Below are 21050 nucleotides of genomic sequence, written 5' to 3'. Positions count from 1 at the left end.
CCCTCCGCCACGCCGGCCGCGACTACCTCCGGCCCCTACGAACCCTCGGCCTCACGTGACGAACCCGGACAGATCCCGAACATGCAATGACCCTGCCCGTGTAGGGGCCTCCAACGCGAGGTGTAGACCTTCCTCACACATCCGAACGTGCGCGACAGCTCAGCCGCCTGCACATCACTCGGATAGAAGCGGTATTTAAAAGCCCGCTTCACGCGGGAAGTTGCCATGCGTCACAAATTAGTGCGACCAAATGTGAAGATCAAACCTGCGGGTCAAAACACTGCGATCCGCCCAGGCGGCGAATCACAGCCCCTTGCCCTGCTCCGCAGGAGCTTCGCTTCCTCTCCCGGTTGAAGCCGGGAGTATCCACCAAGGAGACCTGATGAAGCACACGAGGTGCTGACGATCCTGGTGCAACTCGCCGACGGCGCAGGAGACCAAGCAGAGACGGCGCGACGGCTAGCCCGGGAACTTGCCGCGCGCATCCCTTCGGCTACCTGACCGACGGACGGCGGGAACCACCCCGCCTCTCTGTGGAGTGCTGGGCTGCGGGTGTCGGTCCGGCATGTGTTTCATAGGAGCCGGTCCGCCGGGAGGTGTTTGCCCTCATGGGGCGGCTGGCTGTTGGGGTGGTTGTGGATCCAGGACAGTCCGCCCAGGTCTAGGCGCTGGCGGGTGCGGGTGACTGCTACGTAAGCGAGACGGGCTTCAGCATCGTCGATGGGTTCGGGTGATGTCGTGGTGTCCGGCTGGTCGTTTGCGGTGTCGTTCGGGCGGGAGAAGTCGTCGGCGATTGCACGCGGGGCCATTCGCGTCCACTGGCCTTGTGGGCGGTGGTGACGGTGACCTGGGCATGCGGCTCGGGCACGAGTTGGGCAACGGCGGTGAGGATGGCGTCGGTGCCGTGGGCGTCGACGAGGTTGACCAGGGGCTGCAGGTGGCGTCCTGCCGGGTCGTGGGCGGCGTAGTCCTGCAGGTCTCCCCAGCAGGGGAAGAGGATGAGTTCGGGGTGGTGGGTGCGGCGGCCTTCTTTCAGGTCGCGGGCCGCGAGGGCGAGGGCCTGCAGGCTGTCTCCTCCCCCGGCCAGGGGAACCCGATATCCGGCGGCCATGAGGGTCATGACCTGGGCCATGGCGCCGACGTTGGTGCGGCACAGTACGGCGTCCGGGTGGGTCACGGGGCCGAGTTCGGTGGGCACGGCGGGGGTGCCGGTGAGGCGGATCGGGGCGTCGGCGAGGTGCAGCCAGCGGTTGGCTTCCACAGCTAGACCGGGGCCGAAACGGAAGGACTGCGACAGGGCAAGCTGGGTGCCGTCGAAGCCCGCCATCATGTCTTTGGCGCCGCGCCAGTGGTAGATGGCCTGGGCGGAGTCGCCGACCATGACCAGCTGGGCGCGGTCGCGCTGGGCGAGGAAGACCTGCTCGATGACGGGGTTGGTGTCCTGGGCCTCGTCCAGCAGCAGGAAGGCGGCGTCGAGGCGCGGCAGGGTGAGGGCCCAGATTTTCAGGTAGTGGTCGTGGTCGAAGCGAACTGTGCCGTCGTCGGGGTGTTGCAGGTCGGCCCAGGCTTTGCGGGCGAACGGCGCGATGTGGGCGGCGAGTTCGGCGTGGAGGTCTTTGTCTTAGAGGCCGCGCATGTGGGGCACGTGGTGGCGGGTGATGGCCTCGTCGGCGGGGTGGCAGAAGCGGGTGACGGTGCGCAGGGCGGCGTTGGAGAGGGCCTTTTGTGTCACCTCGCGGTCGCCGATGCGGATGGCCTTGGTGATGCCGAGGGCTTGTCCGGTTCGCCAGGCCGGGCGGCGGGGTGCGTTAACTGGCTCTAACAAAAGCTGTTGATCACGTGATTATCGGTGTGGTCTGTCGTTGGTTTGGTCGTGGGGAAACGTCGGTCGCGGCCCTGGATCGTGTCGGATGAACTGTGCTCGCTGATCGAGCCGTTGCTGCCGGAGCCGGCGCCGAAGATGGTCGAGGGCAGACCTCGAGTGCCGGACCGGCAGGCTCTGTGCGGGATCCTCTTCGTCCTGCACACCGGGATCCAGTGGGAGTATCTGCCCCAAGAGCTGGGCTTCGGCTCGGGCATGACCTGCTGGAGGCGCCTGGCGGCCTGGAACGAGGCCGGGGTCTGGGACCAGCTGCACGTGCTGCTGCTGGAGAAGCTGCGGTCGAAGAACCAGCTGGACTGGTCGCGGGCGGTGATCGACTCCTCGCATGTCCGCGCGGCCCGGCGGGGCCCAAAAGCGGGCCCAGCCCGGTCGACCGAGCACGGCCGGGCAGCAAGCACCACCTCATCGTCGACGGGCAGGGCATCCCGCTCGCGGTGTCGCTGACCGGGGGCAACCGCAATGACGTCACCCAGCTCCTGCCTCTGCTCGACAAGATCCCTGCCATTGCGGGGCGGGTCGGCAGACCACGCCGACGACCCGACGCTCTCCTGGCCGACCGCGGCTACGACCACGACAAGTACCGCCGCCTGCTCCGGCGACGCGGGATCCACTCCGTGATCGCGAAGCGAGACGAGCCGCACGGCACTGGCCTGGGGACATTCCGCTACGTCGTCGAGCGCACGATCGCCTGGCTCCACGGCTTCCGCCGCCTACGCATCCGCTGGGAACGACGCGACGACATCCACGAAGCGTTCCTCGCACTTGCCGTCTGCCTCATCACCCACCGCCACGTCCAACGGCTTTGTTAGGGACAGTAAGTAGGCGTCCGCATTCCGTTCGGAGTTTTGATCAGTCGAACGATGAGTTCTTGCGGGCTGCAGGGTCAGTACGGACATGACTGCAACGAACTCGCCGCCTGTCGTCTCCCGTCTGGAGTGGCTGGCGGCAATCGACACCCTGCGCGCCCGGGAGAAGGCGCACACCCGGGAGGGCGACGCGATCGCCGCCGCCCGGCGCCGCCTGCCCATGACCGAGGTGGACCCCTCGACCCTGCTCGTCGGAGGCAAGGGACCCGTCCCCTTGATCGACGTCTTCGAGGGCCGTACCCAGCTGTTCGTGTCGTATCACATGTGGCATGACGGCCGCCCCGCCGCCGAGCAGTGTGAGGGCTGCACCTTCTTCACCGGCCAGGTCCGTGAACTTTCCTATCTGCACCAGCGTGACGTCACCTTCGCTGTCTTCTGCCAGGGGCCCTACGAGGAGTCGGACCGCTACCGCCGCTTCATGGCCTGGGAGCTGCCGTGGTACTCCGTACCCGCCGAGTCTCACGAACGGCTCATCGCCGGTCGCCACTTCGGGATGAAGGCGTGCTACCTCCGCGACGGGGACTGTGTCTACGAGACGTACTGGACCACGGGCCGCGGCGTCGAACCCATGGCGGCGTCGTACGGCATCCTGGACATGACTGTCTACGGACGGCAGGAGACCTGGGAGGACTGCCCACCGGGCTGGCCACAGCCCTACGAGACCCGCGGTCAGCAGTTCCGCAAGGACGGGCGGCCGACCGCGCAATGGGCACGGATCGCGGCCGGGCACGACGACGGCCTCCACGATGGACAGGCCAGCACGGGCAGCTCGGGCTGCTGCTCTTGAAGCCGGGCCCGAAGCAACAGCCCAGCCGTCGCCCAAAACCTCCCGCCGCCCGCTGCACGCAGCCGCTCAGAAGGCGTCCGATTGCCGTTCGGCGGTCTTGATCAGTCGAACGAGGTTCCTGATGGGGTGATGCTGGCGGTGCCGGGACGCCGATCGTTGGGCGCAGTCTGTCTTACGTTGGTGCCATGAGCGATCACTCCGAGGCGCCTGTCGCGCCCGTTAAGGCCTATGAACCCCCTTACTACGTGGCTGTCTTCACTGCGGCGCGGACCGAGGACCAGAGTGGCTACAGCGAGACTGCCGCGCGTATGGAGGATCTGGTGAAGGATGTTCCTGGGTTTTTGGGGATGGACCAGGCTCATACTCCTGGTGGGTTGTCCATCACCGTCGGGTACTTCCGCGACGCCGACGCTCTCACGGAGTGGCGGTGTAACGCCGAGCACCGCGCGGCGCAAAGGCGTGGGCAAGTCGAGTGGTATCAGAGCTACACGCTGCATGTGGCGAAGGTGGAGCGGAGCCACGGGTTCATGCGGGCGTAGGTCGTGCAGAGCCCGACGGCAGCTGACCGGCCGACGTCATTTCAGCGGCTGTCCCGCCATGAGCTCGCATCGAACGGGGTGGCTTCGTTGTCGTACCGGGCATCGACCTCGCTGGCCGTCATCGCGGGTGGCAGCCGGATCTGTCGTGATCTTCTGGTGATCCAGGGACGTCAGAATGGTGTGATGGACCATCACTTCGTTGGCATCCCCGAGTTGACCGGCGTTCCTCGTGTTGCGGTCGTTATCGATGTCATGCGCGCCTTCACCGTAGCTGCTTGGGCCTTCTCGCGTGGAGTCGAGAGGATCGTCCTGGCCTCAACGGAGAGTGAGGCACTCGCTTTGAAGGAAAGCCGCCCGGGTTGGCTGGCTTTGAAGGACGGGGCTCCGGCAGCGGGCTTCGATGCGGTGAACTCACCTGGCTTGCTGAGGTCATGTGATTTTGCTGGGCGCACGCTGGTGCAGAAGACGACAGCAGGAACTGTGGGTGCGCTGGCCGTTGCGGGCGCGCCGCTGGTTTTGTGTGCGAGCTTTGTGGTGGCCGGCCCGACTGCACGGTTTCTGCGGGCTGCGGATTGCGGTCCGGTGACGTTTGTTGTCACCGGCGAGGGCGGTCAGGCCGACGAGGATCTGGCCTGCGCTGAGTACATTGGCCAGTGTGTGGCCGGGGGTGATGTCGAGGCGGCTCCGTATCTGCGCCGTGCGAGGACTTCTCGTGCTGCGGCGGACCTTGCTGGTGGTCTGCGGAGTGGATTCCATCCGGACGATGTCGATCTCTGCTTGGAGATCGACAGGTTCCCCTTTGCGATGGTGGCTCGCCGGGAGGAATCTCTCATGGTGCTCCGTCCTGTTGCGGTGTCTGACATTCCGTCCGGTATCCGCTGACCTGTTGGGACTTTGGGCTGTCAGGTGGCAGCGCTCACCCCATCAGGGCGGTGTCGTGTGCGGGGGTTCTGCCGGAGGGTGGCCGGGTGGGGATGGGGCCGGCGCAATCGGCGCCTTGGGGGTCCGGCTCTTGGCATGGTGGCGTTGGGTATCAGGCAGGGCTCTTCTCGGCGGCCGGTTCCGTCTTGGGATGCTGTTTCTGGGGCGCTGGCTGGGCAAGTGGGAGGCGGCTGCCGGTGTTCGGCCGTATTTCGCCTAGGCCGTGTCTGACAATTGGTCTTGCCGTGGCACGATTTCCTTGTGGAGAAGGAGAGCGTTGATGCGGCTTGAGCGTGGAGCGACTGGGTTTTGGGGCCACAGTGACGAACTGGTTCCGGAGACGGACGTGACGCTCTTTCGTAGTGTCTGCTGGGAAGCCGCAAGAGGGATCAGGGGCCGTGTCAGCGAGCTGGCCGGCGCCGGGGCGTCCAACTTCCACTCGGTGACCATCACCAGCCGACTGGAGGCGTATGTCGTTCTGTGCCACGCACACCTGCCGATCATCGCCTTCGCCAGTGCACCTCCTGTGCCAGGGCAGCCGCTGTCAAGCTTCGTGGACCCTCCGCCGTGGGTGGCTGGCTTCGAAGGCGCCGGTTTCCGCTGCCTGCCCGTTGAGGATCTGAGTACGCCGATGTCCGGGGTGGATGTGACTGAGCTGGCGGAGGTGGAGCTCACTCAGATCCGTTACTGGCACCCTGGGGCATTGAGCGACCTGCTGTTCAACTGGTGGGACTGAAGACCGATGTCTCGTCACTGCCGACCCACCTGGGCGACTCCCCCTGGCTCGCGGAGCCAAAGGATGAGCGAGGCGAGGTGCAGTCCAGCGAGGTAGCGGGCTGCCAGCTTGTCGAAGCGGGTGGCAATGGCCCCGGAACTGCTTGAGCCTGCTGAAGCAGCGTTCGATGACTTTGCGGGCCTTGTACTGTTCGGCGTCGAACGCCGGAGGCCGCCCTCCGGCTGCCCCGCGCCGCTTCCGGCCAGCGGCCTGATCGGCCCGTTCCGGGATGACCGTGCGGATTCGGCGTCGGCGTAAGCCGAGCCGGATGGCCCGCGAGGAATATGCCTTATCCGCGATGACACTCTCCGGTCTGCGACGGGGCCGCCCGGCCGAAGGCCGGGGCACCCGCACCGCGTCCAAGACCGTGTCGAACATCGTGGAGTCGTTGACACGGCCCGGTGTGACGACGATGGCCAGGGGCAGACCCCGGCCGTCAGCCGCGAGGTGGACCTTCGTGGTCAGCCCCCCCTCGGGAGCGACCGAGCGCCTGACAGCGGCAATGCGGTCGATCGGCAGGAGGCTTCCGTCCAGGATCACGAAGGCTTTGTGGGAAGCGGCGCGTACCGCTTCGGCGAGGCCGGGAGCGAGGGCGGCCAGCAGTCCGACGGCCTCGCTCACGTACCGGTAGACGGTGCTGAGGCTGATACCGAACCCGGTGGCCAGCTGGGCGTAGGTGTGTCCGCATCGCAGGTGGGCCAGGACCAGCAGTGCCTGCCGCGCCGTTCCGAGCCGGCGCCACCGTGTTCCGCGTTCACGGCGCAGGGCTGTCAGCTTCCCGGCCAGGAACCGTAGGGCTGAACTGAACACAGGCTCCGGACCGGTCTTCAGAGTGCAGGCAGTGGAAGTGCCACCCGTGGTCCCAGACCGAACTCCTCGACCTCGTCGCTACTGACGACCGCGACGGTTCCCGCAGGGATGCCAGGAAGGGTGGCCACGCGGGACGCCACCGCCAGAAGATCCCCCTCAGCGGCTCCGGTGATGAAGAAGACGTAGACGTCCCCGTCCTCCTCTCCCTCATCGAAGACTTCCACGTCACCCTGGTCTTCGAGATCGGACAGGAAGTCCTCGACCTCCTCGATCCAGGGAAACAGGTAGGAGCCGTCCGACAGGCCGGGCGTCGGCAGCAACGGCACGTGGATCTCAACAACCATGGTGGGCACATAGGTCATCTTGCCCCCACAGTCTCCACCTGGCTCAACCAGGAGCGAGCCGCGTCAACAGCCCTGCTGAGGTTGAAAAAGGGCTCATTACATCCAGATGAGAACCACTGGTGACACCGAAATGAGAAGTCGCACCCTGGTCGGCGAGGCCGTGGCAGACCAGCGGACCGGCCTGGAGAAAGAGTTCGTGGCTGGAATCGACCGCATCGAACGCCGCCTGGAACAACCCCCCTCCCGCCGGATGTGTTCGACGACCTGCAGTCCCGGATCGGCAAGCTCCTCTCCAGCCACCGCTCCACCCTGGCCAGCGAAGCACTCAGCGGCGCCAGCCGGCTCCTCGAAGTACTGACCGTGCTCGCCCTGGCCCTGTTCTGCGCCATCTTCTTCACCCACTCCGGCGACCGGCAGTGGCAATGGCTGTGCGAACAGCTCCCCCCGGCAGCACGGCAGCGCACCACCCTCGTCGGCATCGCCCTGGCCGCCCTGCGCGTACCGCTCGCCCTCCCGCTGGCACTACTGGAATTCCTCGCCGCCTTCATCCCCCTGATCGGCTTCCCCATCGCCCTGGCCGTAGCGGCCGTGGTCGCACTCGCCTCGAAAGGGCCCCTCACCTCACCGCCGGGCTCGTCGTAATCCTGATCGTGGTCATCGGACAGATCGAGGGCCACCTCCTGCAGCCCATCGTGATGAGCTGGGCCGTCCAGCTCCACCACGTCGTCGTCGCACTCGCCGTCGTCAGCGGAGCCGTCGCCGCCGGAGTCATCGGCGCCGTCGTAGCCGTACCACTCGTAGCCGTCACCTGGTCCATCCGCCAAACACTGCGGACCACCAGCGGCAACACCGAACAGAACACAACCCACACCAACCACAACCACACCCCCTGAACACCCCCGGCACCCTCCACACCCCGCCCACCCCCACCGCCACCCACTGCCGCACACCCCCAAACACCCCAACCACTCACCACCACGAGTGACACACAAACCACCACACACCACAGCCCGGTGCACCTGCCTCCCACAGCAAGGCCGCGCGGAGCAGACGCACCAGGCCACGACAGACAGGCCTTCACCCCGGGTTCCAAGAGACCGTCAGACAGCCCCCACGGCGCGCGCGTTACGCCAACAGAGGGAAAACGCTCCAGGATGCGGCGCGCCTCACCCCGGAAAAGACTGTGGACATGCCGACTGCCCCTCCAGCTGCCGCCCCTTTGCCCGATTGAGGTTCCCGATGAAACCGAAGCACACCCCCCGTCCACCCCGTGGAAGGAGGCACCAGTCCTTCTCGCCCGACCCCGCCGGGCACGACAACGCCGGCACCCGCCGCGAACGCATGCACCTCGCACTGGCATGCTCAGCAGCTGGCATACTCCTCACCAGTTGCGTCGCCTCCGCCGACACCACCACCGAACACCGGGTCGGACGCCCCCCGGCGCAGAGCCCGGAGGTAATAACGTCGGCGAAGCGCAAGCCGGCCCCGGCTCCGCCAGGCAGTCCCAGCACGCGGACGTCGGCCCAGACCGAAGTGAAAAGCGCGCTCTCTCGCTTGCTCGAACCGATCCGAACGCAGAGCGGCACTCAGGTGTCCGTCGCCGTTCTGGAGCCCAGGACCAGCCGACGGGCGGTGTACGGCTCACAGAAACACATCACCGCCAGCCTCGCGAAAGTGAACATCCTCGCCGCCCTGCTCCTGCAAGCCCAACGCGAAGAACGCTCCCTCACCCCCTGGGAGACCTCCACCGCCGCCTCAATGATCCAAAGCAGCGACAACGACTCCGCAGGCGCCCTATGGCGACGCATCGGCCGCGGCCCAGGACTCGCCCACGCCAACAAAGCCCTCGGACTGACCTCCACCACCCCAGGACCCGACACCCACTGGGGCCTCACCCAAACCACCGCCACCGACCAACTCACCCTGCTGAGAACCGTGTTCACCAACCACTCACCACTCAGCAAAACCTCACGCGACCTCATCCAGACCTACATGGGCCGGATCGACGCCGACCAGGACTGGGGAGTATCCGCGGAAGGCAGCCGCTGGCGCCTCAAAAACGGCTGGCTACAACGCACCCACACACAACGCTGGACCATCAACACCATGGGACGAATCGAAGCCCATGGACGCCCCTTCTACATCGTCGTTCTCTCCCACGGCAGCCCCACCATGACCCACGGCATCACCACCGTCGAGCGAGCAACCCAAACAGCCATCCACGCCCTCTGCAGCAACCCCCCTCCCGTACCCCCCATCACCCATTAGCCGCACCAACACCGCCCCAGGAGGGCATCTACTACGGTCTGGCGATTTCTTGCCGAAGCTGGTGGGTGAAGCTGCGCAGGAGGTCCAAGGTCTCCCGGAACTCGGCCCGGCGGTCGTCCCTGCCGTCGGTGGGCCGGGTGCTCCAGACGCGACGCGCGAGAGCATCGGCGAGGTCGACGGTGTCGTCGGCGCAGAGCAGGTAGAGGGCTGAGCGTGCCTCCTGCATCCGGTTCGCCAACTCGTTGGCTCCGGGACCGTCGTCACTCAGCTGCGTTTCCTTCAGGTAGTCCAGTAGCTGAACCACGGCCGTGTTGAAGCCGATCCCGGCTTTGAGCTTCTGTTCGCGAAGCCACATGCGGTCCTGTCGGCGTGCGGTGAACCACGAACCGAGCAACACCCCCATGAGGCCGATAGCGGCCCCGATGGCCACGGACAGGATGTTCTCCACGGTCAGCTCCCCCCCGACGTACAGCGACGCCAGGCTACAGAGGCCGTCGGAGGCTCCGCACTCGATGAGCGCGATCACATGCCTAGAGTTCGGTCATCCGAACCAAAGGGCCTCGGCCCTCGGCTTCCGCTCTCCTGAACCTGCACGCCAGCCGCAATGAGTCTGTCCTGAAGGCCACAGCCGACACGACCTTGGTGGCCTCGACAACGTGAGCCGGCTTCGCTCGGCAGCGGGTTTCGGCCCGCTTAGCGATCTTTCGGGCCTGATCTGGCAGTGGAGTTTGGCCCCACCAGACCGCGCGGCATGCTGATCCGACATGCCGGGCCCGACGTAGGGGGCATGGCAACGGGGCGGGAGGATCACGTTGATCGTCTGGGTGAACGGTGCGTTCGGCAGCGGAAAGAGCACGCTGGTGGACGAGTTGCGTCCGCGTTGGCCCGAGGTACTGGTCTATGACCCGGAGATGGTCGGCTATGTGCTGCGGGAGATCGTGGAGGTGCCGACCGGCGATTTCCAGGACCTTCGGCTGTGGCGACGGCAGGTCGCCGACCTGGCGGTGGGACTGGTTGAGGAGTATCGCCGCCCGGTCCTGGTCCCCATGACCTTGGTCGACCCTGGCTATGTCGGTGAGATCTTCGGTGCGTTGAAGGATGCGGGCATCGATGTCCACCACTTCTTCCTCAAGGTCTCCCGAGAGGTTCTGGAGCAGCGGATCGATGGCCGGGTCTTCACCCCGGACAGCCCTGAGCAGGACGAGAAGGTTCGGCGCTGGTGCAAGGACAGGATCGCGCCATGTATGGCCGCGGCCGACACCTTGCCCAGCGACACGGTGTTCCTGGACGGCGAGCTGCCCCCGCAGGAGTTGGCCGACCAGGTGCTGGCCCGGGTCCTCGCCAGCGGAACCTCCGGGGTGTGATCGCGATGCCGGCGGTTGAGGTCAGCCGCCCCTGACGGTGAGGGCAGCTGCCGTGTGGAGCTGGCCCGGTGCGGGTCGCCCATGCGGCGAGGGCGGACTCGGCGCTGCGTGACGTGCCTCCCTCAGCCCGCCCCCGAGCGCCCGAGCCCCGCCTCGCGGGCGCGGACGATGGCCTCGGCACGGTCGGCCACGCGGCGCTTGGCGAAGATGCTGGAGACACGCTTGCGGACGGACTTCGGCTGGGGCACGAGGCGGTGCGTGATGTCGGCGTTGTTCAGGTCGCGGGCCATCAGGTCGAGGACATCCCGTTCGCGAGCGGTGAGTTCGGGGAAGGGGTGGACCGCGCCGCTCGCCACGGCAGCGGCGAAGTAGAGGGAGCGCCTCGCCGAAACCTGCTGCTGAGGCGCTGACCCGGAGCCCGGGCGACGGGGTCGGTGTCCTGCGCGCCCGGGCTCGCGTCGTCGCCCTGATCGCCTCCGCCGTCTCACCGCCCGACGGCGTACGGCTGGGCGGATGCGGGCCCCGCGGGCCTCGGCTCAGCGGCGGCCGCCGCCTCCGCCCGTGCTGGTACCGCCGGTCGTGGAGTTGACGCAGCCGGTGCAGGGGCCTGTGCCCTGCTGCAGGTACCGGTGCTGGTTGGCCAGGTCGATCGTGGGTGTCAGCGAGGTGTCCTCCGTGGGGATGCCGATGCCGAACCGGGCATAGAAGGCGAGCAGGCCGGCGTCGGCGCGTTCGACGGCCGCCCGGGTGCGGTCGTAGGCCACCGTCGTCAGGCGGCGGACGTCGATGCGCACGAGTCGGCCGCCGTCGGGCGGGGGCCGGCCGATTCCTTCGCCCCACTGGTGGAAGATCTTCTTCACCGGGCCGTCCTCCACCAGCCCGCCGAGGTATTCCTTGATGAGCTGTACGGCTTGGTTGTCGCCCAGGTCGAGGGCGTCGAAGGCGCGGGTGATCGCGAGGGAGGCGAGCTCGGCGAACCGGTCGGTTTGCTGCTCCCGCTCTGCGGTGCGCTGTTGGCTCTCGTCGAGCTGATCGAGCCGGCCGTCGAGGTCGTCGGCCTCCGGGGTCTGGGCCGGTTCTGGCGCCGGGTCGTCGAGAGCGAGGGTGGCGGCCTGGAAGCGGCCGACCTGTCGGGCGATGTCCAGCGCCGTTTGGTTCACGGGCTCTCCGGGTGGCGAAGGAGCGGCCCGGTGCACGGCGAGAATCATGGCCCTCAGCCGGGCGGCGGCCCGGGGATGCGCCGAGACCTGCTGATGTATCTCCTTGTACGCAGCCGCAGAGCCCTCGGCGTACTGCCGGCGCTGAACCTCGAGGGCGTATCTCTCCGCCACCGGCCGCTTCCATGCGCCCTCGGACACCGGAGCCGGAACGACGAGGAACAGCAGGGCGACCATGATGCCGATATTGATCCCTGAGAGGGACCGCCGTGCGAAGTTGGCGGTGATGCCCAGCGGCAGCCGGGATTCGCTGAAGCGCGCCGGGCGCAGCCGCCCTCTGACCCGCGCGACCTGGTCCGTCCAGCGCAGTACGGCGTAACTGCCGACAGCCAGCACCGTGTAGGCCGCCATCCAGTACAGCCAGTGCACCTCGGTCAGTCCTTGGACCTTTTCCACCATGCCGCGCACAACGGTGACTTGGAGCGGGGTGAACGACAGTACGTTGGCCAGCCACACCATGAACACGGTAAGCACCAGGCCGAGTTCCACGGACAGGACGATGTCGGCCATCGCCTGCACCGTCGGCCGCGTCGATTCCGTCAACTTTCGCCAGCCGCGCCAGGAGAGCCAGATGGCGAGCGGGAAGAAGAGTCCGGCGGCCGGCGTGAGGGTCAGTACGTCGCCGGAGTAGAGCTGCTCGACGGCGAGGACGACCAGAAACACGCCAGGGAGATCCGGGAGATGGCGCACGAGCAGGCGTTCGGACGCACCGCACCGCTTCACCGCGAGCAGCAACGTCCAGCCGCCGAAGAAAAGCAGCGCCACCAGGGGGACCAGACGGGAGGGGAATGCGCGGAACAGGACGAGGAGCAGTGCCACCGACGGGGCGACCGTGCACAGCGCGAGGGCGGCCGCGGCGACGTATCGGCGGTGCCGGAACCAGCGGATCAGGGATTCGACGAGCAGCCCGCCCACAGTCTTCGGCACGACCATGAGGACTGCCGCGAGGCCCAGGCCGAAGATCGCCCCGAAGAATCCGCCGAAGGCCGCCCTGACGACGGCGAGGAGTGCGGACCCCGGTCCGTCGATCTCCTGCCGGGTGCCGAGGCGCCAGGCCGCCCACGCGCCCACCCCGAAGGTGACGTACAGGGCCAGGAGTTCCGGCACGCCACTCGGCGACTCCTCGTCATCGCGGGCAGCCGACGCGGGTCCGGTCGGATCCGGTGTGGCCGGAGTCGGGGTGCCCGGAGTCGGTGCGGCTGGAGTCGGTGCGGCCGGAGTCGGTGTGCCCGGATCGGGTGCGGGCTGCGACCTGCCTTCGTGCAGCCGACAGGCGACTTCGAGGAAGATCTCCAGATTGGGTACCTGGTACCGGGGCCTGGCGAAATATGTCGGGAAGTCGCTCCCACGCGAGGCGACCATGAGGTCGCCCTCGGCCGTGAGGGAGAGCGAGTCGACGTCCTCCCAGGTGGTGAACTCGTCCCGGCCGCGCCTGCGCAGTATGGTCAGCCCGTCCTGGCTCAACACGAGGTCTCCGAAAGAGACTTCACCGCCGCTCAGAGCCGTTTCGACGGCCGGGGCCAGCCGCGCGTCCCGGACACCCTGCAGGATCGCCGGACCCCACTCCTCCTCCTGAGGGAGCTGCGCGCCCCTGATCACCGTACGAGTGCGCAGGCCTCGGATTTTCTCGCCGCCGATTGCGGGGCTACGGTGCGCCGCCCCGAACGTGACGACCGTCCCCTCGGGGTTGGACAGCTTGTAGCGATTCCAGCCGGTCGTGAAGACAGCGGTCGAATGCCAGGGATAGACCGCTTCCGTACCGTCGGCCGCAATCGCGACGAGGCCCTTCTGGTAAAGGCGGAACTCCACTCTTGTGTGCCGCCGATCCCACAGCACTCGGACAGCGAACGGCCCCAGCAACGCCAGCCCGCCGAGCGCGCTCGCCGCGACGGCTCCCTCCCAGTCGAAGAACGCACAGAGGAGGATCGTCAGGAGGTAGGTCAGGGCCGAGAAGGGAGTGAGGGCCAGCAGGAGCAGCGCGTACGCGGAGAGCTTTCTTCGCTGCGGGCGATAGGTACCGCAAGGACGCCCCAGCCCCGGGCGCTCCGCGCCGTCCTCTGCGCCCATGAGCTCATCCATCCCAAAAGGTCCCCCACAACACCGCATGCGTGACAGCCAGTTGATGTTGCGCGGCACGGTAGCACCCGAGCCGGCGGTACCTGGAGCCGATATGCCTCCGGCGACCTCACGCGGTACTCAATGGTTGGCGCTGCGAAAAGGCCCTTTCCGTCCCGACGTCAGAAAGCGACGCCCACACGCCCACACGCACACGGGCCCACGGGCCCACGGGCCCACTTACTCGTACGTCACCCAACGGGCCCGATACGCAGGACGGCGGCAGTGTCGCGGATCTCGACGACCTCCAGGCTCATGGCGTCATTGATGGTCGCGGCTGGTCCCTTGCCGCAGCGGAGCCCGACGCCGCCGCTGCCCTCCGAGGACACGCCGCCGCCACCGGAACAGCCCGAAACGCTGTAGCCCGATCCCGTCAGCGGCGCGACCATCTCGACCTCGTCGGCGGTGATCGCCGTCACCTTGATCTGCCCGAGGCCGTACGTTTCCGGCACTGTCACGACGTCCCCCACTGCGACCTCAATCTCACACGTCCCGTCAGCGCACGGCCCGGTCGGCGAGGGCGACAGCGAGGCCGTCTCCGTGGGAGTCGGACCGGGGTCGGACGCCGGCGCCCCGGAGCCGGACCCACTGGGCCGGCCCTCGGCCGGGGACCCGTCCGACGTATCCGAGGAACACGACGTGAGAGCGGCGAACACGACAGCGACAACAACGCCGACGACGGCGGTGGAGGACGTTCTACGCATCATGGCCGCCATTGAACCCCGCCTCGACCGGGACCCCTCCCCGCGCAATCCCCTGCCACCGCAGTCCCGAGCGGTGGTGAACGGTCCTGAGCGGTCCTGAGGGGTCCAGCGGGGCGGAGAATTTTTGATCCGTACCCGCTCCCTCAAAGGAGAAACGCCTCCCTTCAAGCCATGATCCAGAATTGCCGAAGGGTTGCGAATCAGCCCTTCCATCTGCGCGAAAGAGCCAACCCTGCAGCCTGGATCGCGTATCCGTTTCGGCCATACAGAGACGGGTGGTTGATCATTTCTCTGATGGTGACTAGCGTCCTCATGTGCGTGCGGTCTGCATATGCAGATTCCGCGCCGCCCTTTCAAGAAGTGAGCGAGGGTACGGGGGATCAATGCCGATACGAGAAGCCATTTCCGAAAAGTATTCACCCTTCTCGGAAAACCTCCTTGAGGCATTCTCGGCAACGGTGGAAAAGTATCCCGAGAGGGAAGCCGTACGCTGCGGCGAGGAAAGTCTCAGCTACCACCAATTGGACTTACGCGCGAACTCGCTGGCCAACAGGATCCAGCCACACGCGTCGGCAGGCGATCAGGCTGTTGCCCTCATGGTGAATCGTTCCGCCGACATGGTGGCCGCCGGGCTCGCCGTCCTGAAGACCGGCAACTTCTATGTCCCCCTCGATCCCGCCACCCCTCGCGCCAGAGTGCGGGCGGTCCTCGAAGACGCGGAGCCGCCCCTCGTCCTGGCCTCACGCTCGCTGGCCGGCCAAGTGCCCACGGGCGTACCCGTGGTGTACGTCGACGACGTGCCCGACGATGCCGATGACGCGACGTATACGGCACCGGATATCGCACCCTCAAACCGTGCCTATGTCATCTTCACGTCCGGAACCACGGGCCGCCCCAAGGGTGTCGAGATAACCCACCACAACGTCCTGCGGCTCTTCCACAGCAGCCAGGCCCTGTTCGAATTCGACCACGAGGACGTGTGGTCCCTTTTCCACTCGTTCGCCTTCGACTTCTCCGTGTGGGAGATGTGGGGAGCTCTCCTGCACGGTGGCCGGATCGTCGTCGTCCCGGGTGACACCGCCCGGGATCCGGCCGCGTTCCGCCGGCTGCTGGCCGAGGAGCGGGTGACCGTCCTGAGTCAGACTCCCACCGCGTTCGCCCAGTTGGTCGCCGAGGAGGCCCGCCACGACGAGCGGCTCCCCCTGAAGTGGGTGGTGTTCGGCGGGGAGGCGCTGCGTTTCACCGACCTCGCGCCATGGCTGGACCTGTACGGGGACCGGACTCCGGCGCTCGCCAACATGTACGGCATCACCGAGATCACCGTGCACGCCACGTTCCGGCGCGTGTTGCGCGAGGACCTGGACCGCGGCGGCAGCCTGATCGGCCGTCCGCTGCCCGATCTCGGCGTGCTCATCGCGGACGAGGACCTGGCTCCCGTTCCCGACGGGCAGCCGGGCGAGATCGTGGTGACCGGTCCCGGCGTCGCCAGGGGCTACCTGGGCCGTCCGGAACTGACGGCTCAGCGCTTCGTCACGATCACCGGCGCGGACGGCCGCACTGTGCGCGGCTACCGCTCCGGAGACCTGGGGCGCCGGCTGCCCGACGGCGACATCGAGTACCTGGGCCGAGCCGACGAACAGGTCAAGATACGGGGATTCCGCATCGAGTTGGGCGAGATCGAGGCGGCGCTGACGGCCCATCCCGCCGTCCGGCAGGCCGCTGCCGCCCGGGAGGACACCGACGGCACGCCGGCCATCGTCGCCTATGTCGTACCCGACCCGTCGGTCCCCCTGGACGAGCCCGGCCTGCGCGCCCACCTGCGGGATCGACTGCCGGACTACATGGTGCCCGCCTCTCTGCGGACCCTCGACGCCCTGCCCCTCACGCCCAACGGAAAGCTGGACCGGGACGCGCTCGGCGGACAAGGGGCGCCCCTGCCCCACGCCCCCGCCGACACCCCCCTCTCACCGGGCGACGCGTTCTCCGGCTCCCTGCGCCAGCAGTTGATCCGCGAGCTGTTCGCCCAAGTGCTGGACCGCGACAGGCTGGGCCCCGACGACGACTTCTTCGCGCTCGGCGGCCACTCGCTGACAGCCATCCGTGTGGTCAACCGGATCCGTGCGCTGCTGGGCGTGGAGGTCGCCCTCAAGGACCTGTTCGACACCCGTACCCCGGCGGCCCTCGCCCGCAGGCTGGAGACGGGCGCCGATTCCAGTCGTCCCGCCCTCACGCCGGCGGACCGGTCCGGTGACATCCCGCTGTCCTTCTCCCAGCAACGGCTGTGGATCCTGCAGCAGGTGCACGGGAAGAACCCGGCGTACCACATCCCCTATGCGCTGCGCCTGAGTGGCCGCGTCGACGTGGCGGCTCTCGAAGCGGCCCTGCGGGACGTGGTGGAGCGGCACGAGATCCTGCGGACGCTGTACGTGGACCGGGACGGCACCCCGTACCAGAGGATCCTGGCTCCGGCGGACGCCGCGCTGCGGCTGGTCGTCCGCAGTGCCTCCCCCGGCCAGGTGGACGGACTGCTCACCGAGGAAGCGCGGCGGCCCTTCGACCTTGCGGCCGATCTGCCGCTGCGTGCCACGCTCTTCGAGACCGGCGCCGAACGCAGTGTGCTGCTCCTGGTGCTGCACCACATCGCTGGTGACGGCTGGTCGCTCGAACCGCTCATGCGGGACCTGACGGAGGCGTACACGGCCCGGCTGTCCGGCACGGCGCCGGCGTGGCCGCCCCTGTCCGTCCAGTACGCCGACTACGCCCTGTGGCAGCGGCGTCTGCTGGAGGGCGACGACCGGCCCGGAACTCTGGCGGCCGGGCAGCTCGCGTTCTGGCGGGCGGCGCTGGAGGACGCCCCGGAGGAACTGGCGCTGCCGGCCGACCGTCCACGCCCCGCCGACCCCAGCTTTCTCGGTGACATGGTTCCCGTCGACCTCGACGAGAAGCTGAGCGCCGATCTGGTCGCCCTGGCCCGGCGCAGCGGCTGTACGGTCCACATGGTGCTCCAGGCGGCGGTGGCCGCGCTGCTGACCCGCCTGGGAGCGGGCACCGACCTCCCCATCGGCAACGCCGTCGCGGGCCGTGACGATCAGGCATTGCACCAGCTCGTGGGCTTCTTCGTCAACACGGTGGTGACGCGCGCCGACACCTCCGGCAACCCGAGTTTCGCGGAGCTGCTGGGCCGGGTGCGCGCGGGCAGTCTCGCCGCCTACGACCGTCAGGACCTGCCCTTCGAGCGGCTGGTCGAGGTACTGAATCCGCCCCGCTCGGCCGCCCGTCACCCACTCTTCCAGGTCATGTTCGCGGCCCAGAACGGTATCCCGGACGACTTCGCCCTGCCCGGACTCGAGGTCTCGTCCCAGCCGGTGACCACCGGCACCGCCAAGTTCGACCTGTCCTTCAAGTTCGACACGGGGGGTGCGGCGCCCCACGCGCCGCAGCGCATCCTGGGCGACCTGGAGTACAGCCGGGACCTCTTCGACCGGGAGACCGCCGAGCGCCTCGCGGCGTGCCTGGTCCGGCTGCTGCGGGACGTGGTGGCGCGGCCCGACACACGGCTCGGCCGCCTCGCCGTTCTCGATCCGGCCGAACACCGGCTGCTGGTCGTGGACCGCAACGACACGGCCGCGCCCTTCCCCCACCGGAAGACCGTGGCAGACCTGGTCGAGGAGCAGACGGACCGCAGCCCTGAGGCGACGGCTCTGATCCAGCAGGATGTCCGCTGGACGTACCGGCGCCTCGACGAACGCGCCAACCAGTACGCCCACCTGCTGCGCGACTTGGGCGTGGGCCCGGGCACCGTTGCCGGGATCTGCCTGCCGCGCGGCCCGGAGGCCGTGGCCGCCCTGCTCGGCGTGTGGAAGGCGGGCGGCGCGTACGTGCCCCTGGACCCGGAGCTGCCCGCGGAACGGCTGCGCTACATGGTCGCCGACAGCGGGGCCGCCCTCCTGGTCAGCCGGGGCGACCTCGCCGACGGCATCACCCCGGACGGCACCGAGGTGGTCCGGGTGGACTCCGACGCACGGCTCGACGCCGCCCCGGTCGTACGGCCCGTCCGCGAAACCGGCGGGAAGGATCTGGCGTACGCCATCTACACCTCCGGTTCCACCGGCAGGCCCAAGTGTGTGCTGATCGAGCACGGCGGTGTGGTGAACCGGCTGCTCGACATGGCACGGCGGTTCCGCCTCACCGCCCAGGACATCAGCCTGCAGATCACCTCTCTGGCCTTCGAGCCTCCGGTGCGCGAGATCTTCGGGCCGCTGGCGGTGGGCGCGTCCGTCGCGCTGCTGCCGGAGGAGGGCAGCCGGGATCCTGGTGTGGTCATCGACGCCATTCGCGTCAGCCGTCCCACGGTCATCCTCTGCGTCGTACCCTCGCTGCTGGAGTCGATCACCGTCTACGGCGCCGACCCGGCCGACTTCTCCTCGCTGCGCCTGGTCGGCACCGCCGGGGAGACGCTGCGCCCCGGCGAGGCGCGGGAGTTGCTGGACCGCTGGGGCTGCGAGGTGGTCAACCAGCTCGGCCCCACCGAGACCACGATGATGAGCGTCGTCCACCGGGTGCGCCCGGCGGACCTGGACGGTGTCATCCCCGTGGGGCAGCCGCTGGCCAACACCCGCGTCCACGTCCTCGACCAGTGGCTCAACCCGGTGCCGGTGGGCGTCACGGGCGAGCTGTACCTGGCGGGCGTCGGCGTCGGGCGCGGGTATCTGGGGCAGCCCGGCCTGACCGCCGGGCGGTTCGTCGCCGACCCGTTCGGTGCGCCCGGCGAGCGGATGTACCGAAGCGGGGACCTGGCGCGCTGGCGACAGGACGGCGCCCTGGAGTTCGCCGGCCGGGCCGACGACCAGGTCAAGGTGCGCGGTTTCCGCATCGAACTGGGCGAGATCGAGACGGTCCTGAGCGAACATCCCGGCATCACACGCGCGGCGGTCGTCGTACGCGAGGACGTGCCCGGCGACAAGCGGCTCGTCGCCTACGTGGTGCCGGGATCGCCGGACGGCCCCGGTCCCGGCGAGCTGCGCGACCACCTCTCCGCGCGGGTACCCGAACACATGGTGCCGGCCGCGTTCGTGAGCCTGGAGACCCTGCCGTTGCGCGGCAACGGCAAGCTCAACCGGGACCTGTTGCCGGTGCCTGACCTCACCGGCCACGTCAGCGCCCGACGGCCCAGGTCACCGCGTGAGGAAGTGCTGTCCGAGCTGTTCGCCGAGGTGCTCGGACTGCCCTCGGTCGGCATCGACGACGACTTCTTCCAGCTGGGCGGGCACTCCCTGCTGGCGGCCCGGCTGATCAGCCGGGTGCGTGCCACCCTGGGGCTTCGGATCGGGATGCGCACCCTGTTCGAGGCACCCACCGTGGCCGGGCTGGCCGAACACGCCGGCATCGGCAACGGGGACAGTGCCCTGGAGGTCGAACTGCCGCTGCGGCCGGGCGGCACGCGGCCCCCGCTCTTCTGCATCCACCCCGGCGGCGGTCTCAGCTGGAGCTACGCGGGCTTCCTGAAGCACATCCCCGGTGACGTCCCGGTCCACGGCATCCAGGCGCGGGGCCTGCTTCACCCGGACGACATGCCCGCCACGGTGGAGGAGATGGCCGCCGACTATGCCGAGCGGATCCGGGCCATCCAGCCCGCCGGCCCCTACCACCTCCTCGGCTGGTCGTTCGGCGGCATCGTCGCCTTCGAGATGACCGCACAGCTCCAGCGGCAGGGCCATGAGGTGGCGTTGCTGACCATGCTCGACTGCTATCCGGGCGTGCCCAACCACTACCGCCTGGACGACCGGGAAATGCTGGCGGCGCTGCTGGACCCGTCCCGGCCGCAGGTCATCCCGCAGGAGGGATCGCCCGAGATCGCCAAGGCGGTGGAGATCCTGCGGAACGACACGGGGGCCCTCGCCAGCCTTCAGGAACCCCAACTGGTCGCCCTGCTGACGGCGATGGCGCACAACCGGCACATCGTGGGCGCGTACGAGCCGAAGCGGATCACGGGCGACGTGCTGTTCTTCATGGCGACGCAAGGCCGCACCGAGGGAGCTCCCACGCCCGACGTCTGGAAGGAGTTCGTGGACGGCGAGGTGGTCTGGCACCCGATCGAGACCACCCACACGAACATGAACCACCCGGCCCCGCTCGCGGAGATCGGCCGTCATCTCTGCGCCGCCCTCGAACGGCCGGTATCCCCCCACGGAGCCGGTACGGCCCCTGCGAACGGAGACCACTGATGACGACGAACCCCTTCGACGATCCGGATGCGCTGTACCGGGTCCTGCGCAACGCGGAGGGCCAGTACTCGCTGTGGCCGTCCTTCGCCGACGTCCCGCCGGGCTGGGACCTGGTCCGCGCGGACCGGCCCCGCCCGGAGTGCGTGGCGTATGTGGAGGAGCACTGGACCGACCTGCGTCCGGCCGGCCTGGTGGCCTCCGGACCCGGTCCGCACCTCGGCACGGGTGGGTGAC

General features: G+C 68.3%; 14 protein-coding genes and 4 pseudogenes. 10 read left to right on the top strand and 8 right to left on the bottom strand.

Annotated elements, in window-relative coordinates:
* Positions 1 to 122 precede the first annotated feature (122 nt).
* Positions 123 to 227, bottom strand: a pseudogene (locus ACIA8X_RS46025) (helix-turn-helix domain-containing protein); the annotation flags it as partial.
* 166 nt (positions 228 to 393) lie between these two features.
* Between ACIA8X_RS46025 and ACIA8X_RS46020 the strand changes: the two are divergent.
* A pseudogene (locus tag ACIA8X_RS46020) lies at positions 394 to 501 on the top strand (hypothetical protein); the annotation flags it as partial.
* A gap of 71 nt (positions 502 to 572) precedes the next feature.
* Here ACIA8X_RS46020 and ACIA8X_RS46015 read toward each other — a convergent pair.
* Positions 573 to 1813 (bottom strand): annotated as a pseudogene (locus ACIA8X_RS46015) (UvrD-helicase domain-containing protein); the annotation flags it as partial.
* Between the two features lie 60 nt (positions 1814 to 1873).
* Between ACIA8X_RS46015 and ACIA8X_RS46010 the strand changes: the two are divergent.
* The 4 genes from ACIA8X_RS46010 to ACIA8X_RS45995 all read left to right on the top strand — a co-directional run bounded on the left by ACIA8X_RS46010 (position 1874) and on the right by ACIA8X_RS45995 (position 4956).
* Positions 1874 to 2691, top strand: a protein-coding gene (locus ACIA8X_RS46010; RefSeq protein WP_393462442.1) for an IS5 family transposase whose coding sequence is annotated in 2 segments (ribosomal slippage) — positions 1874 to 2225 and positions 2225 to 2691 — 819 coding nt in all. Because the reading frame shifts where the segments join, the coding sequence is not laid out codon by codon here.
* Positions 2692 to 2776: 85 nt separating this feature from the next.
* Entirely contained in the window at positions 2777 to 3535 is a 759-nt protein-coding gene (locus ACIA8X_RS46005) for a DUF899 family protein (protein WP_393462444.1), read from the top strand.
* A 185-nt stretch (positions 3536 to 3720) separates the two neighbouring features.
* The gene (locus tag ACIA8X_RS46000) at positions 3721 to 4074 is read left to right on the top strand and encodes an antibiotic biosynthesis monooxygenase family protein (protein WP_393462446.1); all 354 of its coding nucleotides are present in this window, start codon (positions 3721 to 3723) and stop codon (positions 4072 to 4074) included.
* Positions 4075 to 4257: 183 nt separating this feature from the next.
* The gene (locus tag ACIA8X_RS45995; protein ID WP_393462498.1) at positions 4258 to 4956 is read left to right on the top strand and encodes a 2-phosphosulfolactate phosphatase; all 699 of its coding nucleotides are present in this window, start codon (positions 4258 to 4260) and stop codon (positions 4954 to 4956) included.
* Between the two features lie 583 nt (positions 4957 to 5539).
* Here ACIA8X_RS45995 and ACIA8X_RS45990 read toward each other — a convergent pair.
* Together ACIA8X_RS45990 and ACIA8X_RS45985 are read right to left on the bottom strand one after the other, a co-directional pair.
* A complete protein-coding gene (locus tag ACIA8X_RS45990) occupies positions 5540 to 6601 on the bottom strand; it encodes an IS5 family transposase (RefSeq protein ID WP_393462500.1) in 1062 nt (353 codons plus the stop codon).
* Positions 6598 to 6942: a hypothetical protein gene (locus ACIA8X_RS45985; protein WP_393462448.1), complete on the bottom strand. Its 345-nt coding sequence runs from the start codon at positions 6940 to 6942 to the stop codon at positions 6598 to 6600. Before ACIA8X_RS45985 ends, ACIA8X_RS45990 begins: the two co-directional genes overlap by 4 nt.
* A 127-nt stretch (positions 6943 to 7069) precedes the next feature.
* Here ACIA8X_RS45985 and ACIA8X_RS45980 point away from each other — a divergent pair.
* Positions 7070 to 7817, top strand: a pseudogene (locus ACIA8X_RS45980) (AI-2E family transporter); the annotation flags it as partial.
* 661 nt (positions 7818 to 8478) lie between these two features.
* Positions 8479 to 9192 carry a serine hydrolase gene (locus ACIA8X_RS45975; protein ID WP_393462450.1) on the top strand — a complete coding sequence of 238 codons (714 nt, stop codon included), beginning with the start codon at positions 8479 to 8481 and terminating at the stop codon, positions 9190 to 9192.
* A gap of 31 nt (positions 9193 to 9223) precedes the next feature.
* On the opposite strand, the gene ACIA8X_RS45970 is transcribed toward ACIA8X_RS45975, so the two are convergent.
* Positions 9224 to 9640: a hypothetical protein gene (locus tag ACIA8X_RS45970; RefSeq protein WP_393462502.1), complete on the bottom strand. Its 417-nt coding sequence runs from the start codon at positions 9638 to 9640 to the stop codon at positions 9224 to 9226.
* A 364-nt stretch (positions 9641 to 10004) separates the two neighbouring features.
* Between ACIA8X_RS45970 and ACIA8X_RS45965 the strand changes: the two genes are divergently transcribed.
* Complete coding sequence (locus ACIA8X_RS45965) at positions 10005 to 10556, top strand: AAA family ATPase (protein WP_393462452.1); 552 nt, start codon at positions 10005 to 10007, stop codon at positions 10554 to 10556.
* A gap of 122 nt (positions 10557 to 10678) precedes the next feature.
* Here the strand turns inward: ACIA8X_RS45965 and ACIA8X_RS45960 are convergent, their stop codons facing one another.
* The 3 genes from ACIA8X_RS45960 to ACIA8X_RS45950 form a co-directional block, all read right to left on the bottom strand.
* Positions 10679 to 10912: a response regulator transcription factor gene (locus ACIA8X_RS45960; protein WP_393462454.1), complete on the bottom strand. Its 234-nt coding sequence runs from the start codon at positions 10910 to 10912 to the stop codon at positions 10679 to 10681.
* A 180-nt stretch (positions 10913 to 11092) separates the two neighbouring features.
* On the bottom strand, positions 11093 to 13840 hold the full coding sequence (locus ACIA8X_RS45955) for a hypothetical protein (protein ID WP_393462456.1): 2748 nt from the start codon (positions 13838 to 13840) through the stop codon (positions 11093 to 11095).
* Positions 13841 to 14079: 239 nt separating this feature from the next.
* Positions 14080 to 14346 (bottom strand): hypothetical protein, encoded by a 267-nt coding sequence (locus tag ACIA8X_RS45950; RefSeq protein WP_393462458.1) that lies wholly within the window; start codon positions 14344 to 14346, stop codon positions 14080 to 14082.
* Between the two features lie 629 nt (positions 14347 to 14975).
* Between ACIA8X_RS45950 and ACIA8X_RS45945 the strand changes: the two genes are divergently transcribed.
* On the top strand, positions 14976 to 20816 hold the full coding sequence (locus tag ACIA8X_RS45945; protein ID WP_393462460.1) for an amino acid adenylation domain-containing protein: 5841 nt from the start codon (positions 14976 to 14978) through the stop codon (positions 20814 to 20816).
* Positions 20816 to 21049: an MbtH family protein gene (locus tag ACIA8X_RS45940; RefSeq protein ID WP_393462462.1), complete on the top strand. Its 234-nt coding sequence runs from the start codon at positions 20816 to 20818 to the stop codon at positions 21047 to 21049. The genes ACIA8X_RS45945 and ACIA8X_RS45940 overlap by 1 nt, the downstream gene beginning before the upstream one ends.
* The last annotated feature ends 1 nt before the right edge of the window (position 21050 follow it).

It is taken from the genome of Streptomyces sp. NPDC051738 (genome assembly GCF_044453205.1).
Taxonomy (GTDB): domain Bacteria; phylum Actinomycetota; class Actinomycetes; order Streptomycetales; family Streptomycetaceae; genus Streptomyces.
Note: the sequence above shows the minus strand (reverse complement) of the source record. Positions and strands in the feature narration are given on the sequence as shown.